Raw genomic sequence first — 15,710 nt, 5'->3', positions numbered from 1 at the left:
CATGAAGATCACCGCGATCGAGACCATTCGCATCGAGGAGCGGCCCAACCTTCTCTGGGTCGAGGTCCATACCGACGAGGGCATCACCGGGCTCGGCGAGACCTTCTTCCTGTCGCGCACCGTCGAAGCGTATCTGCACGAATATGTCGCGCCACGCGTGATCGGCCGCGATCCGCTCGAGATCGACCTTTTATCCGCCGACCTTGTCGGCTATCTCGGCTTCCGCTCCAGCGGCGCGGAGGTGCGCGGAAATTCGGCCTTCGACATCGCGCTGTGGGACATTTTCGGCAAGGTCACAGGCCAGCCGATCGCTCAGCTTCTGGGTGGCTTCAGCCGTCGCTCCATCCGCACCTACAACACCTGCGCCGGCACCGAATACATCAAGGACGCCAAGGGCCAGACGACGGCCAATTACGGCATCGGCGCCGGGCGCGACTACGACGATCTCAACGGCTTCCTCAACCGCGCCGGCGAGTTGGCCGAGGAACTGCTCGAGGACGGCATCACTGCCATGAAGATCTGGCCGTTCGATCACGCCGCCGAAAAGACGCGTGGCAATGACATCTCGGCGGCCGACCTGAAATCGGCGCTGCAGCCGTTCGAGAAGATCCGCCGCGCCGTCGGCGACAAGATCGACATCATGGTCGAGTTCCATTCGATGTGGCAGCTTTTGCCGGCCATGAAGATCGCCGGCGCGCTGAAACCTTATGCCACTTATTGGCACGAGGACCCGATCCGCATGGACAGCCTCGGTGACTTGAAACGCTACGAGGCGGTGAGCCCGGCGCCGATCTCGGCCTCCGAGACACTGGGCAGCCGCTGGGCCTTCCGCGACCTGCTCGAAACCGGGGCTGCCGGCATCGTCATGCTCGACATCTCCTGGTGCGGCGGCCTGTCGGAGGCGCGCAAGATCGCCGCGATGGCGGAGGCCTGGCGACTGCCGGTCGCGCCACATGACTGCACCGGTCCGGTCGTGCTCGCCGCCTCGACGCATCTGTCGCTCAATGCGCCCAATGCGCTGGTGCAGGAGAGCGTGCGCGCCTTCTACCGCACCTGGTACCGGGACCTGGTGACGGCGCTGCCGGAAGTGAAGAACGGCATGATCACCGTGCCGCCTGGACCGGGCCTGGGGCTGGCGCTCAACCCCGACCTCGGCAAGGCCTACACCGTCCAGCGCCGCGTCTCCGACAAGACCGACATCTAGGAAATCCAAAGGGAGGAATTGAAATGAGAAAACTGACTGCAACACTTCTGCTTGGCGTCGCTATCTTCGGCGCCCAGACCGCCGCGCGTGCCAACGGGTTGAACATCGTCTTCACCCACCATTCGTCGGCATCGAACACCTTCTGGCAGGCGGTGAAGAAGGGTTTTGACGACGGCTGCGCCAAGGTCGAGGCCAGCTGCAACATGGTCTTCACCCAGACCGAGGGTTCGATCGAACAGCAGGTCGCCAACATGCGCGCGGCCCTTGCCGCCAAGCCCGACGCGCTGCTGACCTCGATCGTCGACGACCATGCTTTCGATGACGTCATCAAGGAGGCGCGCGATGCCGGCGTGCTCGTGATCGCCGTCAATGTCGACGACACCGAAGGCGCCAAGGGCAATGCGCGCCAGGCCTTCGTCGGGCAGGGCTTCAAGCCGGCGGGCTATTCGCTCGCCAAGGCTATATCCGAAAGCTTCCCGAAGGATGGCCCGATCAAGGTGCTGGTTGGCATCTCGGCGCCCGGCCAGAACTGGTCCGAGAGCCGTGGCGCCGGCGTGATGCAGTTCCTTGAGGAATACAAGGCCGCGCATGCCGACCGCGATGTGTCGTGGGAGCGCATCGACAGCGGCACCGACCTTGCCGTCACCTCCGACCGCGTCGGCGCCTATCTCAACGCCCATGCGGACACCACCGCCTATTTCGACACCGGATTCTGGTGCGCCGGTGTCGCCCGCGTGCTGCAGGATCGCGGCGTAGCGCCGGGCAAGGTCCTGCTCGGCGGTTTCGACCTGGTGCCCGAAGTGCTGCAGCAGATGCAGAAGGGCTACGTGCAGGCGCTGGTCGACCAGCAGCCCTACATGCAGGGCTTCATGCCGGTGATGGAGGCCTATCTCAACAAGAAGATCGGCCTGGCGCCTTCCGACATCGACACCGGCCAGGGCATCGTGCGGCCGAACGAAGCCGATGCGATCATGGCGCTTTCCGCCCAGGGAATGCGCTGACAGCGCAGCGCCGATGAGCGGTTTTGCATCGGCGGCGCCCGCGCGCCGCCGATGCCTCAACAGAAGTTCGAATTCCTGGAGCCTGACGTGAAGCGTCTGTTCAAGACCTATCTCGAAAAGCCGGAGCTGGCCGGTCTGATCCTGCTCTTGCTGCTGATCATCGTGTTCCAGATCCGCTCGCATGGCGTGTTCCTCAACCAGGACAATCTTCGCGGCATTCTCGGCATCCTGCCGGAGGCCGGCCTTGTTGCCATCGGCGTCACCATCCTGATGATCAGTGGCGAGTTCGACCTCTCCGTCGGCTCGGTGTTCGCGCTGATGCCGATGACGATGGCGGTGCTGATGGTGCACGACGCCCCGTTCCCGCTGGCGCTGCTCGCCGGACTGCTTGTCGCAGCCGCCATCGGCTTCATCAACGGCTACATCACCATCCGCTTCGCCATACCGAGCTTCATCACCACGCTCGGCATGCTGTTCATGGCGCGCTCGCTCACCGTCGTCGTTTCGGGCGGCTTCCCGCCGCTGCTGCCTGCCGACCTGCCGAACTGGCTGTTCACATCCTTCGTGGGCCCCGGCAACATGTTCCGCATGTCCTTCCTCTGGTTTGCCGGCATTGCGGTGCTGACCTCGCTGATGCTTTCGCGCACCAATTTCGGCAACTGGATCAAGGCCACCGGCGGCTTCCCGCCGGCCGCCGCCGCGATGGGGATCCCGACCACCAGGGTCAAGATCATCTGTTTCATGCTCTGTTCGATGCTCTCCGGCTTCGCCGGCATGCTGCAAGTGCTGCGGCTGGGCTCGCCCTTGCCTTCGATCGGCGAGGGCATGGAACTGCAGGCGGTGGCGTCCGCCGTCATTGGCGGCGCTTCGCTCGCCGGCGGTATCGGCACCGTGATGGGCGGCATCATCGGCACGACGCTTATCCGCGTCATCGACAACGGCCTCGTGCTCAGCCATGTCGACGCCAATTGGTTCAAGTTTGCCATCGGCTTCCTGACCATATTCGCCGTCGTCGCCAATGCTTGGATGCGCAAGCGCGCCAAGGCCATCAAGATGGAGGATTGAGCGATGGCCGACGCGATCATCTCCGTGCACAACCTTCACAAATGGTATTCCGGCGTCCATGCGCTGAAAGGGGTGACGCTCGACTTCACCCGGGGCGAGGCGCTTGGCCTGGTCGGGGACAATGGCGCCGGCAAATCGACCCTCATCAACATCCTCTCCGGCGTCCACACGGCGGACCAGGGCGAGATCAAGGTCGAGGGCAGGACTGTCCGCATCGCCAAGCCGCGCGATGCGATGGATCTCGGCATCGAGACGATCTACCAGTACAATTCCATGGTACCGACCATGTCGATCGCCAGGAACCTGTTCATCGGCCGCGAGCCGACCCGGTTTTCGGTCTTCGGCGTCGGCTTGCTCGATCAGAAGAAGATGGCCAGCGAAAGCATCCGCGCGATTGCCAATGTCGATCTGCACCTGCGCTCGCCGGATGCCCTTGTCGGCGAGCTTTCCGGCGGCCAGCGGCAGGGCGTCGCCATCGCCCGGGCCATGCATTTCAAGTCGAAGGTGATGATCCTCGACGAGCCGACCAACCATCTCTCCGTCAAGGAGACGAGGAAGGTGATCGGCTTCGTGCGTGGCCTGAAAGAGCAAGGCATCACCGGCGTCTTCATCAGCCACAACATGCATCATGTCTTCGAATGCTGCGACCGCGTCGTGGCGATGGCGCGCGGCGAAATCGTGCTGGACAAGCGGGTCGCGGAGACCTCGATCGGTGAAGTCCACGGCGTTCTGTAAGAGGTGGCGGCAATGAAAGCCCTTGCCGATCGCGTCGTGCTTCTGACCGGCGGCCTTGGCTCGCTCGGCCGTGCCCAGGCGGTGACGCTGGCGCGGGCCGGCGCGCGCGTGCTGGTGCTCGATCGCCCCGATAGCGAAGACGGGCCAGGGATTGCCTCGGAAATGGCCGTGCAGACAGGCGGCAACGTCGCCTTTGTCGGCTGCGACCTCAACCGGCTTGCGGAGGCGGAGGCTACGGTGGCGGCGCTGGCGGCGAGGGAAGGGGGCATCGACGTCTTGATCAACAACGCTGCCCTGATCATCAACCGGCCGTTCGAAGAATTCTCGCTGACCGAGTATGAGGATCAGATCCGTGTCAACTCTTCGGCCGCCTTCGCCTTGGCGCGGGCCTGCGCGCCGGCGATGAAGGCGAAGGCCTATGGCAAGATCGTCAATTTCTGCTCCATCACGCTCAACGGCCGCTGGGACGGCTACGTGCCCTATGTCGCGTCCAAGGGCGCGATGCTGGGTCTGACCAAATCGCTGGCGCGGGAGCTTGGGCCGCACGGCGTCCGGGTCAACGCCGTGTCCCCGGGCGCGGTTGTTTCGGAGGCCGAGGCGCGGGTGTTCGGCGACCGGCTGGCGCAATACAACGAGTGGATCCTGGAGAACCAGGGGCTCAAGATGCGCATCGAGCCGCATCACGTTGCCGATCTCGTACTGTTCCTCGCATCGCCCGCCTCGGACATGATCAGCGGCCAAAATATCGCCATCGACGGCGGTTGGTAAGGGATGGCCGGCCTCCTGGAACTGCGCGACGACCGCGCCCGTCTGGTCCTGGCGCCGCAAAAGGGCGCGGCGATCGCCCGCTTCGATGCACTGGTCGGCGGCGCAACGGTGCCGCTGCTCCGCCCCGACGATGGCACCGGCGCCTCCGGCTGCCAGCTTCTGGTTCCCTGGTCGAACCGCATCTCAGGCGGCGGTTTCGCCTTCGACGGCCGCTTCCATGCGATCGAGCCGAACGTGCCGGGGGAGGCCTTTCCAATCCATGGCGACGGCTTCCAGAGGGAGTGGCGGATTGCCAGCCACAGCGCCACCGAGGCAGAACTGGTCCTCGACGCCGGTGAAATCGGCCCCTACCGATATACGGCGCGGGTCGCCTATGCGCTGCATGACGGGGCCTTGGATGCCACGCTCACGGTGGAGAATCGCACCGGCATTCGCCTGCCTTACGGGCTCGGCTTTCATCCGTGGTTCCCGCGCAGCGCCGGAACGACGCTCGAGGCGAAGGCGGCGCGGGTCTGGCTGGAGGACAAGCATCATCTGCCGGTCGGCGTGGCGCCGGTGGCCGATTACCCCGCGTGGAATTTCTCGAACGCCTCCCTGTTGCCGCGAAGCTGGGTCAACAACGCCTTCGACGGCTGGGACCGCCGCGCCAGGATCACCCGGCCCGAGGACAGGATCGCCATCTCGCTCACCGCCTCGCCATTGCTCGACGTCTTCATCCTCTATTCGCCGTCGCAGGATGCCGATTTCTTCTGCTTCGAGCCGGTGTCGCATACCGTCGATGCGCATCACGGCAAAGGGCTGACCCCGCTTGAGCACGGCGCTACACTGAGTGCAAACATGCGCCTCGATTGGCGTTCCGCTGCTTCGCTCTGATGCGTCATGTGCACACCCACTCGCGGATCTTGCATTTTTGTCCGTTCCGCTCGCACGCCTGCAGTGTCAGGTCTTCGGCATCCCGGCGTGTTTGCGCCGTCTCGGCGCCCCAACTGGTCAGCCGCCCTTCCGGCTTCTCGCCTACGGCGAGGGCGCCGCAATGCTTGTAGGGAAAGCCGGTATTGTCGTCATCGTCCCAATGGCGATGATTGCGGAATACGCTGACCACGGCGCAGCTGCCGCCGCCGGCGTTCTGGCAATGCTTCAGCGCGATGTCCATCGCCTCCTGCCGCTTGTCGGCGCCCCAAAAGAAGCCGTGCTTCTCGTCGGGGCTCGAATAGGCGATCGCCGCCCAGATGCCTCTCTCCTCCTGGGCCGGCGGCTCGGGCACGTCCGCCGCCGGGGCGAGGTCCGCCGCGCCCAGCCGTCCGGCGCAAAGCAACAGCATACCGATCGCCGCAATGGCGGAATTCACCCTCATTGTACGCCTCCTTGTTTACCTGCTGCCGAGGCCACGGAAATGACGACGCAGCTGTTGCCGGTTGGCAGCAGCATCGCGTTGCCCCCTCCATTGGCCAGTTCATAGACGCTGATTTGTCCAAGATTGTTGGCGAGCTTGCTGTCTTTCGGAAGCAGGGCCGGAACATCGGCGCAATTGGCCGCGAATGGCGCCACCCTGACCATCGTACCTTCGCAAACGGATGCGGTGGGTGCCGCGAACACCAGGCCTGCCGCCGGGCCGCTGTAGCCCTGTGTGGCGTAGTTCATGCCGACCAGGGCTTCCACGAGGTGTTTGTCGGGGGCCTCGTTGTTCCAGATCGACTGGACGCTGTACGTCGTGCCGGTTGTCAGCATCTGCCCAAGGGCTGGGAAAATGTTGGAACAAGACTGCAAGCCTGCCTCTTTGGCGTGTTGCAGAAATGGTGTCTCGGCCAGGGCCGGATTGGGCTGGTTGGTCTCCGCGACCGCCGGCTGCGGCAATAAATTGTGGAGCAGGTCGTAGCGCATGGCCGCGAAGCCGGACGTGGCGACGACGGCAATGGCGAGCAACGAGAAGACAGCGGTCCTCGCGCGGTTTCGTTGCGGTCTGCTCCGGTCTTCGATGCCGACCCGGACAGCATCCTTTCCCTGGTTGCGGGACATTATCCGGTCATGGATCGATTGCTGGTTCATCGCGATTGCCTCGTCAATTGATCGCCGCAACGGCCGCGGCCAAGCCCTTGAGGGTCGCGGTTACGTTGATCGTCCTGCCATCCGTGGTCGGGAAGGAGATGACGGATGCCGCGGCCTTCGAAATCTGTTCGCGCATGATCGGACCAACCGGCAGCATGCCGACGCAGACGGCCTGATTGCATCCGTCGAGTTGAATTTTTATCGGCTCCTTGCGCCCCTCGAACGTCAGCGAGACAGGAGCGTCGCTCTTGGCGATCGGCGGGGCGCGCAAGATCATGTAGGGGTTGCCTTCCTTGGTGGCGGCAAGCGACCAGCTGAACGCAACCTGTCCTGCCTGGTCCTCGATGATCTGGGTGACATTGCAGACCTTTTGGCGCGCCTTCAGGTTCTCGTCGCAGATCAGCGTCCAGTTCTCGAACGGACGGGTGGTCCGTTGATATTCGCCAAGCTTCGCATCCGCAGGGATCGCTACGTCGGAAGGTTTTACCCTGTAGCCGGAAGGGATTGCTTCCTGCCCGGCCGCTAACGGGCCGGACAGGAGCATTGACGTCATGAATATCGCGACAGCAAGGACTGCCTGCCTGATCATGGCCGGGCTCTAGTTCAGCGTAAGGCTGACGCCCGCGCCGACACCCCAGTGTCCGCCTGCCGTCGTACCGGACAGGTTCGCTCGAACACGTCCTTCCTCGCTGGTGTAGCCGGCGCCGAAGGCCAGGGCGCCTTCACCGCGCCAATAGCCTCCGCCGGCGGCCACGCTCAGCTTGCCGGGACGATCGTCGTAGCGCAGCGAGCCGGCCGCCAAGCCGATTGCCGCAGCCTGGCGCGCCTCGCCCCTGACCTCTCCCATGTCCATGTTGAGCTGGCTGAGTTTGGAGTCCGCATACGCATTGGCTTGCTGCAGCGTGGTGGCCGCCACCTGGTTGGTGTAGTTCTTCGAATTGTCCAGGTTGAGTGCTAACCCGCTGTTGAACTGCTGAACATTGACCGCATCGGTGTTGGCAACGCCCGGCCCGACATTGTGGATGACCACCGGCGTGTTCGGGTCGCCGCCGGCAAGGGTAATCGAGTTGGACTTGTTGCCGTTCCCATCCTTGTCGTACTGGACGGCGAACTGATTCAGGTCGCCGACGCTACCCTGCATGGCTTCGACCGCCTGGTTGGTGGCGAAGAGCTGGCTGCCGTTGATGGCGTCGGTGGAGGTGCCGCTGATCCGGCCCGCCGCGACATTGGTGACGGTGCGCTCGTTGCCGACGGTGCCGACGCTGACCGTGCTCGTCGGAGCTGTTCCGGCGAAGGTATAGGCAACGCCGTTGATCGTGGTGCCGGTGGTGGCGACCGCCGCCGCCGTCGTCGAGCCCGCGCCGAGCGCGACGCTGCCCGGCTCGTTGGCCTTTGCGCCGGCGCCGAGCGCCACCGCCTGCGCTCCGTTGGTGGTCGCGTTGGTACCGAGGGCGATGCTGTCGGCCTGGTTGACCGTCGAATTCTGGCCGATCGCGATGCCTCCCGGCGCCGTCTGCTGCACGATGGCGCCATTGCCGATGCCGATGCCGTTGTCGCCATTGACGGTGGTGCGCGGACCGACCGCAACCGAATCGACGCCGACCGCAAGCGAATCCGCGGCCGTCGAATTGGCGTGGAAGTACAGGCTCCCCGTCACCGCGAACGAGCTCAGCGCGCCCTTCAACTGGCGAAGCGTGACCGCGTCCTGGTCCTGCGTGCCGTCGGCCACGTTGATGATCTGGCGGTAGGAGGTGGAGGTGCCGACCGAGACGGCGCCGAGCAGGCTCATGTCCGCGGTGTTGTAGGGAATGAGGCCGGTGCCGGAGAGGATCGATCCCGATACGGGTGCGACCGCCCGATCCGAAACCGAGCCGGCGCCGAGCGCCACGCCGCCGATGACGCTGGCCTGGGTGTCGCGGCCGAGCGCCAGCGTATTGTCGGCGCTCGCGGTCGCCTGGTAGCCCAGGGCGGAAGAGCCGATCCCTTGCGCGAAGGAGTCCGCGACGGCAAGCGTCCTGTCGTTGGTGCGCACATAGCGTATGCCGTCGCCATTGGCGTCGGTGTAGGCCAGCGAGGTGTCGCCGGTAATATTGCTGATCGAATTGCCGAGATTGGTGATGTCAGCAGTATTGGCAGCGATATCGGTGGTGTTCTGCGTCACCTGCTGGTTGGTCGCAAACAGCTGCGAGCCGTTGACCGCATCGGTCGAGGAGTTGCTCAACTGCCCGGCCGCGACGTTCTGGATCTGGCGTTCGGCGCCCACCGAGCCGACCGAGAATGCACCCGCGGGCGTCGCGCCGGCGAAGGTGTAGGCAACGCCGCCGATCGTGGTGCCGCCGACCGCCGTGGTCGCGGTCGACACCGCATTCGCGCCGATCGCCACGTCGCCGGCATTGTTGGCCACAGCATTCGGGCCGATGGCAACGGAATCCGTCCCCAGCGCCTGCGAATCCGCCAGCGTCGAATTGGCGTGGAAATACTTGATGCCGCCGCCCGTGCTGATGCTGTTGATCGTGTTGCCGAGATTGGTGATGTCGGCGGTGTTGGCGGCGATGTCGGTCGTATTCTGCGTCACCTGCTGGTTGGTGGCGAAGAGCTGCGAGCCGTTGATCGCGTCGGTCGACGAATTGCTGAGCCGGCCCGCCGCGACATTGGTGATGGTGCGTTCCGCGCCGACCGCGCCGACGCTGACGGTGCTTGCCGGCGTCGTGCCGGCGAAGTTGTAGGCGACGCCGCCGATCGTCGTGCCGGCGGTGCCGACCGCCGCGGCGGTTACCGAGCCCGAGCCGAGCGCCACGTCGCCGGCGTTGCTGGCATTGGCGAGGGCGCCCAGCGCGATTGCATTCTGGGCGCCGGCATTCGCTCCTACGCCGAGAGCGGTCGCTTGAAAGGCGGTTGCAAACGCGTTCTGGCCGATCGCGGTGCTGGACGTGGCTGTGGCATTGGCGTTGGCACCGACGGCGGTGCTGTATTGGCCCGAGGCCTTGGAGATGTATCCCATCGCCGTTGCGTCAAGCGCCGATGCGACGGCGCCGCTGCCGAAGGCCGAGGCGTTGGCGTCGGAGGCGCTCGAATTGGTGCCGGCCGCGATGGCGTTTGTCCCCGTCGCGGTCGCGACTGGTCCGATAGCAACGGAGTCCGTGCCCGTTGCGGACGAGTCCGCCGCCGTCGAATTGGCGTGGAAATACTTGATGCCGCCACCGGTGCTGATGCTGTTGATCGTGTTGCCGAGATTGGTGATGTCGGCGGTGTTGGCGGCGATCGCCGCCGTGTTCTGCGTCACCTGCTGGTTGGTCGCAAACAGCTGCGAGCCGTTGATCGCGTCGGTCGACGAGTTGCTGAGCCGGCCCGCCGCGACATTGGTGATGGTCCGCTCCGCGCCGAGCGCGCCGACGCTGACAGTGCTCGTCGGCGTCGTGCCGGCGAAGCTGTAGGCCGTGCCGCCGATCGTCGCGCCGCTGGTGCCGACCGCCGTCGCGGTCACCGAGCCCGAACCGAGCGCTACGTCGCCGGAGCTTGCCGTCGCCGTCGCGCCGTTGCCCAGCGCGACATTGCCGGCAAGGCCGGCTGCACCCGCCGTCGAGCCATTGCCCAGCGCCACGGAGCCTTGCCCGACGGCCTTGTTGTTGTTGCCGATGGCAACCGCGCCTGCGGCCTGGTTTGCGGCTGTGGCGGTTGCCGTGCCGTCGCTGTTGGCGATGTTGTTGGCGCCGCCGGTGAAGGCGCCGGTGCCGCTGGCATAGCTCGGATCGCCGATGGAGACCGCGCCGTTGCCGTAAGCCGTGTTGCCGGCGCCAATGGCGACAGCCTTGCCGCCCGTGGCCGTCGCGGCCGTGCCGATGGCAACCGCGTCGGCGGAATTGGCGACCGCAGCATTACCGATCGCCACGGCGTTGGTGGCACTGGCCTTGGAGCCGATGCCGAGCGCGGTGCTGGCAATCCCGCTAGCGGCGGCGCTGACACCGGCGGCAAGAGAATTGTCTCCCGTCGCATTCGCGCCGGACCCGAATGAGGAGGCGTTCGCGCCGCTGGCGACAGCCGTGTTGCCGATCGCTGTGCTGGCGGAGCCACTCGCAACCGAGGTAGCACCCATCGCCGTGGCGAAAGCGCCCGAAGAGAGCGAATTGGTACCGATCGCGATGCTGTTGGGCACAGCCGTGTTGGCCTGAACGCCCGCCTGCGCGCCCGTGCCGAATGCGATGGACTGGTTGCCCCATGCACTGGCTCCTCTACCCACCGCTGCGGCGTTCGTTCCCGTTGCTTTGGTCAGGACGCCAATGGCAAGGGCGTTTTGCTGATTTGCTGTGACATCCGTGCCAAGGGCGATGGCGCCTTGGGCCAAGGCCCCTGACCCCGCAACGGTGCGCGCGCCGATATTGATAGAGTTGATATCGGCCTGCATTGGCGTTGGTACCTTGGGCAAGGGAATCGATTCCGCTCTGGGTTGCTTGATATCCAAGCGCCATACCGCGCAGGCCACTAGCACTGGACTGATAGCCCATGGCGTATGCGTATTGGGCGCTGGCTACCGACCCGTAGCCAGTGGCGAACGCATAATTGTTGCTGGCCGTGGCGCCGACACCGACCGCGGTGGAGTTCGATCCCGAAGCGTGGGAGTTTGTGCCCAGTGCGCTGGCCCCGGCCGCAGTGGCGTCGGACTGAACGCCAATGGCTACCGTATTGATGTTGTTTGAAATCGCGCCGCCGCCGATCGCCACCGCGCCGCCGGTGCCTGTGGCCTGCGCATCCTGGCCGATTGCCACTGCGTATTGCGTTGACCCGACAGACCGGGTCCCGATCGCAACAGCATTGAGCTGAGAGGCCGTCGCGGCCGGGCCGATAGCGACTGAGCCACTGGCGGTCGCGGTGCCGCCGCCGGCGGCATACTGCGCGGACGCCGGGGTGGCGATGCTCCCGAATGCGATTGCACCCAGCGCCGCTGCCGCAATTCTGCCGCTGCCCAGCGTGCCAAGCCCCAGACATTTGCGTCGCATGCCGAGCACGCGGCACGCGTTGCGCAGCACCGCCATCAGGCGGCGCCGCACCGAGCGGCTGTCGGCCGCGCCCGCGATCCAGTTTCCGACAAAGCTTGAAGAAAGTTCGATCCTTCTCCGCCCCTCGACGCGTTTGGTCATGCTAGTTTTTCCTCGCAATTGCCGAGGCGCTCTGATGTGCCGCACCATTCGCCTCGGTGGCCAAAAAATCTTCGAAATTGCGCGTCTTCTCCCGCAACGAGAGACCGACCTTCGCGCCTTGTTTTTCAATCAGCTGATAGGCGCTCGCGACCCATGGCTGCGTCGGTTCTGGAACCGTATGCAGTGCAGCCTCCGTCCGTTCCGGCGGCAGGCTTACCGCCACCAGCGCGCGGCAGAGATCGAAATGAAATCCCGGATCGCCTTCACCACAAGCCGGAGAGGTCAGTCCAAGCACGAAACAGGCCAGGAGATGGTCGAGTTCCGCAGCGCTGATCCGGCTGGCGTATTGGCGTTGAAGTGCAGCCCAGGCCGCTTCGGCCTTAGGCGCGAAGACCTCGATTTCCGCGAATTGAATGTCCATGGGACAATCCGACATGCTGTATCATCTGGTTGCTCCCCCGCCCCAAATGACTTCCATCGCGACCATGAGCACATTCGCGGTGCAGGTATTTTGGAATAATCCGGAATCTTTGTAGGAAAATCCGGTATTTGGTCCCTGCGCGACGACTGTGACTGCTCTGCCACACAACCTTCGACTATACTGAAGATCAATCGAGGTATCGCCACGGACAATCATGCGCGCCGCAACAAGCGTTAACGTTGCAGCTTCACCTGCCTGGGGGTTCTGTTCCGGTATCTGGACATGGTGACTGTCAAGTGGCTCTGGTCCGAGAATCCACTGAGATGAGCGACTTCCGCAATCGACAGGTCGCTCTCGATGAGAAGTTTTTCGGCGAAATCGAGACGCAGCCGCAGCAGGTATTTGTGCGGCGGCTCGCCAAAAGTCTTGGTGAATGCCAGGATGAAATGGCTCGGCGACAGGCCACAGAGTGCGGCCAGCTCGGCCACCGCGATCTTGCTGGAAAAATTTACCTCCAGGAATTCCCGCACCCGCCGGGCGCTGCGGTTCGACAGACCGCCCTTTGGGGCTTGTGGCAACTTTCGCGCTCCTGCGTAGTTCCGAAGCAAATGGACGCCGAACATGGTGACCAACGAATCGACATAGAAGTCGTTTGGAGTTTCCCGATCCGTCAGTTCCGCCTTTAGCAACTGCGCGAGTTGCAGCGCCTGGAAGTCGACGGTCCCGTACGGCGGCGGTTGAAGCTCGGCATGGCCGGTGTCGAATTCACGCGTTGCCAGCTCGAAGAGACTCTCGGGGGTGAGCGCCACGATTGCGCTTTCCGTGGTGGATGACCGGGTCACCTTGCCGCCGAGATCGGCTGGGACGACCATGATCATACCGACGTCGCCGTCGTATTCGTGGACTTTGTCGCTGCCCAGCGATGCCGCTATCCCTGGTGAGGGGGCAAGCAGAACCGAAGCGAAATGTTCCGCCGCTTTGAATGTGTGTGATCCCGGCCGATGAACGACATGAGCCGCGCCGCCTCGAAACGTGACCAGGTAGCGCCCCGCGCTTTCCGGAATTCCGTCGAAGATGCGACGATCCGCGCGCCGCCGCTCTGTCCCGGCGCTTTCCTGGACGTTGCCTCTATGTTGCATCTTCGTCTCTGCCACTGCTGCGCCGATCAATCCAATCCTGTGCTATATCGAGGCGCCCAGAATTCACGTTTGCTCCTGGGCGTTCCTTCGAATCCTACAGATGCTGCTTTATATTGCAAAGAAGAATTTGAGCTCAAATGAAAATTTTACCAGGATTTTGACTATAAATTTACAGGTTTGAATTTTTAGCCAAGGCTACCTGACTATTTTCCGATCTTATCTTACCATTTTGCCTAGTTATTGTGCATAGTGTGCCGTCACAATCCAGCATTGTATTCCGAATATAGATCGCGCGGCCATTGCCAGAGCTGGTCGACTATCTGTCATTGTCACGGGATCCAGCAGCAGTTATCGCCCGAATCATGGCTTCTTTCCCTTGTGCTTCTTCATGGCGGTGGCCAAATGGCCTTGATCCGAAAATCCCGCGAGGTAGGCGACTTCGGCGATGGCGACCCTCCGGGAGCGATCCAGGGCTGCGGACAGAGCATGTCCCGCTCCCCCGCATGGTTGCTCTTCTGGGATCGGCATTTTCGGGGATTGTGTCGAGGGCGTGCCGATCGACCCGATCGGCGCCTGCGCTGCGTTCCTGAACCTCGCCCGCATTTTTCATTCAGCCTTGCCTCAGCCGCTTTGCCAGCCCATCGAAATTCCGTGCCGTTCAAACAGCCAACCCGGAAATCCGGACGGTAATTTGTATCCCCCATAGTCCTGCCCAAAGGCAGCGTAGCGCATCCCGCGGATAGAAAAAACATTGTAGGTGAAGAAAAAAGTTTGCGCGAGAAAAACATGGCCTGGCTTGGCCGGCGCTACGGAATTATCCGGCTCACGCAGGCCTGCTAAAGATTGCCTCGGCGTTTCTCGTACAGATCCCAGCACAGCTCGACCATGGCCAGAAGAACGTCTTCCTGGCTCCACCCGGCGGCAACCGCCGCCTCGACAATTCCGCGGACGAGCGGCAGCAATTGGCGCTCGCATTCGGCCGACAGGTTGGCCTCGGCGCCGTCGGCAGGCGGACTATCGAAATCAAATCCCACCATCGGCGTTCCCCCGCCATCAATGATCTAATGAAATGTATGTCTCTGCAATCATACTCCCGTCTAATATACATCAATCGGTAACGAAACACAGCAGCGTCGAGATTGACAGGGCATGGCCGCCCCGATTGCAGCGGCTCCATGGTTCGTCTGGACGTCTTTTTTGGCCTCCTGTTGCCGGCATTGCATATCTTGGATGCGAACCCCAGGCATTCGCGTAAAGCTATCGGGATCCTGGCGGGGGTTTGCCGCATGGAGCGGAACCTGCCGCTTCATGGCATCGATGAAGTCGATCAGGTCACCGGGCCGAGCAGGACCGAGCCATCCGGCACCCCGCCATCGATCGGGATGGCTCTGCGGTTTGCGCTCGCCGCCATCGGCTGGCCGATGTCGGACGTCACGATAACCGGGCTCTTCGACGGCACGCGGTCGTAGAGGTCGATGATGTCCTGATTTATCAGGCGCACGCAGCCTGACGAGACGGATTTGCCGATCGAGTTCCATTCCGGCGAGCCATGCAGGCGGTAGAGCGTGTCGACGTTGTCGTGGAACAGGTAGAGCGCGCGGGCGCCGAGCGGGTTCTTGAGGCCGCCGGGCATGCCGCCGTTCTTGGCGCTGTATTCTTCCAGTTCAGGCTGGCGGGCGACCATCTCATCGGGCGGCGTCCATTTCGGCCATTTCTGCTTCCACTGGACGACGGCGTCTCCCGACCATTCGAAGCCGGCGCGACCGAGGCCGACGCCGTAACGGATCGCTTGGCCGCCTTCGCGCACCAGATAGAGGAAATGGTTGGTCGTATCGACGATGATGGTGCCTGGCCGCTGGCCGGTCGGATCGGGAACAATCTGGCGTAGGAACTGCGGGTCCATCTTCTTGATCGGGATCGCTGGGAGCTCGAACCCGCTGTCGGAAATCGGGCCGTACATCGTCGCATAGTCGCCGAGCGGCGGCTCGTCATAGGTCGGCGGTGGCGGTTCGACCGGCGCCGGTGCCGGTCCGGTGGTGGTGCAGGCGGAGACCGCAATCGAGGCGGCACCAAGGGCTGCGGCATTCAGAAAGCCGCGACGGCTCAGGCGATAGGGGTCGATTTCGGTCTTCAACATGGTTGCCTTTTTTAAGTCTCGAATCGCAAGAAAGCGTGAATGCCTTCAAGCGCGCAGTG

The 15,710-nt window shown here is 63.6% G+C and carries 15 protein-coding genes; 6 read left to right on the top strand and 9 right to left on the bottom strand.

The genetic code is table 11. The features are described 5' to 3' along the window. Position 1: 1 nt before the first annotated feature. The 6 genes from NKL04_RS15815 (at position 2) to NKL04_RS15790 (ending at position 5,646) form a co-directional block, all read left to right on the top strand. On the top strand, positions 2–1,204 hold the full coding sequence (locus NKL04_RS15815) for a mandelate racemase/muconate lactonizing enzyme family protein (RefSeq protein WP_023702214.1): 1,203 nt from the start codon (positions 2–4) through the stop codon (positions 1,202–1,204). Between the two features lie 23 nt (positions 1,205–1,227). Further along, positions 1,228–2,205, top strand: a complete 978-nt coding sequence (locus NKL04_RS15810; protein WP_023692778.1) for a sugar ABC transporter substrate-binding protein — start codon at positions 1,228–1,230, stop codon at positions 2,203–2,205. Between the two features lie 87 nt (positions 2,206–2,292). Next, positions 2,293–3,270, top strand: coding sequence for an ABC transporter permease (locus NKL04_RS15805; protein WP_023702213.1), 978 nt, complete (start codon positions 2,293–2,295; stop codon positions 3,268–3,270). A gap of 3 nt (positions 3,271–3,273) precedes the next feature. Continuing rightward, positions 3,274–4,005, top strand: a complete 732-nt coding sequence (locus NKL04_RS15800; RefSeq protein WP_023702212.1) for an ATP-binding cassette domain-containing protein — start codon at positions 3,274–3,276, stop codon at positions 4,003–4,005. 12 nt (positions 4,006–4,017) lie between these two features. Then, complete coding sequence (locus tag NKL04_RS15795) at positions 4,018–4,773, top strand: SDR family oxidoreductase (RefSeq protein WP_023747504.1); 756 nt, start codon at positions 4,018–4,020, stop codon at positions 4,771–4,773. 3 nt (positions 4,774–4,776) lie between these two features. Then, positions 4,777–5,646 carry an aldose 1-epimerase gene (locus NKL04_RS15790; protein ID WP_023702211.1) on the top strand — a complete coding sequence of 290 codons (870 nt, stop codon included), beginning with the start codon at positions 4,777–4,779 and terminating at the stop codon, positions 5,644–5,646. Positions 5,647–5,650: 4 nt separating this feature from the next. Here the strand turns inward: NKL04_RS15790 and NKL04_RS15785 are convergent, their stop codons facing one another. From NKL04_RS15785 to NKL04_RS15750, 9 genes are all read right to left on the bottom strand, one after another. Continuing rightward, entirely contained in the window at positions 5,651–6,127 is a 477-nt protein-coding gene (locus tag NKL04_RS15785; protein ID WP_023687219.1) for a DUF4189 domain-containing protein, read from the bottom strand. Next, on the bottom strand, positions 6,124–6,819 hold the full coding sequence (locus NKL04_RS15780) for a hypothetical protein (protein WP_023702210.1): 696 nt from the start codon (positions 6,817–6,819) through the stop codon (positions 6,124–6,126). The genes NKL04_RS15785 and NKL04_RS15780 overlap by 4 nt, the downstream gene beginning before the upstream one ends. 13 nt (positions 6,820–6,832) lie before the next feature. After that, entirely contained in the window at positions 6,833–7,408 is a 576-nt protein-coding gene (locus tag NKL04_RS15775; protein ID WP_023702209.1) for an invasion associated locus B family protein, read from the bottom strand. Between the two features lie 9 nt (positions 7,409–7,417). Then, positions 7,418–10,972 (bottom strand): YadA-like family protein, encoded by a 3,555-nt coding sequence (locus tag NKL04_RS15770; RefSeq protein WP_502903345.1) that lies wholly within the window; start codon positions 10,970–10,972, stop codon positions 7,418–7,420. A gap of 76 nt (positions 10,973–11,048) precedes the next feature. Beyond that, a complete protein-coding gene (locus NKL04_RS32100; protein WP_198029326.1) occupies positions 11,049–11,954 on the bottom strand; it encodes a hypothetical protein in 906 nt (301 codons plus the stop codon). 1 nt (position 11,955) lies between these two features. After that, the gene (locus NKL04_RS15765; protein WP_023687221.1) at positions 11,956–12,375 is read right to left on the bottom strand and encodes a hypothetical protein; all 420 of its coding nucleotides are present in this window, start codon (positions 12,373–12,375) and stop codon (positions 11,956–11,958) included. Positions 12,376–12,608: 233 nt separating this feature from the next. Next, positions 12,609–13,544, bottom strand: a complete 936-nt coding sequence (locus tag NKL04_RS15760) for a helix-turn-helix domain-containing protein (RefSeq protein WP_023752755.1) — start codon at positions 13,542–13,544, stop codon at positions 12,609–12,611. An 806-nt stretch (positions 13,545–14,350) separates the two neighbouring features. Beyond that, positions 14,351–14,551 carry a hypothetical protein gene (locus NKL04_RS15755; protein ID WP_023702206.1) on the bottom strand — a complete coding sequence of 67 codons (201 nt, stop codon included), beginning with the start codon at positions 14,549–14,551 and terminating at the stop codon, positions 14,351–14,353. Positions 14,552–14,841: 290 nt separating this feature from the next. Further along, complete coding sequence (locus NKL04_RS15750; RefSeq protein WP_023692792.1) at positions 14,842–15,651, bottom strand: L,D-transpeptidase; 810 nt, start codon at positions 15,649–15,651, stop codon at positions 14,842–14,844. Between the last annotated feature and the right edge of the window lie 59 nt (positions 15,652–15,710).

Source organism: Mesorhizobium sp. C264A, assembly GCF_040324515.1.
Lineage (GTDB): Bacteria > Pseudomonadota > Alphaproteobacteria > Rhizobiales > Rhizobiaceae > Mesorhizobium.
This window is presented reverse-complemented; position numbering and strand designations above follow the sequence as displayed.

Bases quoted from the DNA above. Each gene is read 5' to 3' on its own strand.
- NKL04_RS15815 (WP_023702214.1), top strand. From the start codon at position 2: ATGAAGATCACCGCGATCGAGACCATTCGCATCGAGGAGCGGCCCAAC.
- NKL04_RS15775 (WP_023702209.1), bottom strand. From the start codon at position 7,408: ATGATCAGGCAGGCAGTCCTTGCTGTCGCGATATTCATGACGTCAATG.
- NKL04_RS15765 (WP_023687221.1), bottom strand. From the start codon at position 12,375: ATGGACATTCAATTCGCGGAAATCGAGGTCTTCGCGCCTAAGGCCGAA.
- NKL04_RS15750 (WP_023692792.1), bottom strand. From the start codon at position 15,651: ATGTTGAAGACCGAAATCGACCCCTATCGCCTGAGCCGTCGCGGCTTT.
- NKL04_RS15755 (WP_023702206.1), bottom strand. From the start codon at position 14,551: ATGGTGGGATTTGATTTCGATAGTCCGCCTGCCGACGGCGCCGAGGCC.
- NKL04_RS15800 (WP_023702212.1), top strand. From the start codon at position 3,274: ATGGCCGACGCGATCATCTCCGTGCACAACCTTCACAAATGGTATTCC.
- NKL04_RS15785 (WP_023687219.1), bottom strand. From the start codon at position 6,127: ATGAGGGTGAATTCCGCCATTGCGGCGATCGGTATGCTGTTGCTTTGC.
- NKL04_RS15780 (WP_023702210.1), bottom strand. From the start codon at position 6,819: ATGAACCAGCAATCGATCCATGACCGGATAATGTCCCGCAACCAGGGA.
- NKL04_RS15790 (WP_023702211.1), top strand. From the start codon at position 4,777: ATGGCCGGCCTCCTGGAACTGCGCGACGACCGCGCCCGTCTGGTCCTG.
- NKL04_RS32100 (WP_198029326.1), bottom strand. From the start codon at position 11,954: ATGACCAAACGCGTCGAGGGGCGGAGAAGGATCGAACTTTCTTCAAGC.
- NKL04_RS15795 (WP_023747504.1), top strand. From the start codon at position 4,018: ATGAAAGCCCTTGCCGATCGCGTCGTGCTTCTGACCGGCGGCCTTGGC.
- NKL04_RS15810 (WP_023692778.1), top strand. From the start codon at position 1,228: ATGAGAAAACTGACTGCAACACTTCTGCTTGGCGTCGCTATCTTCGGC.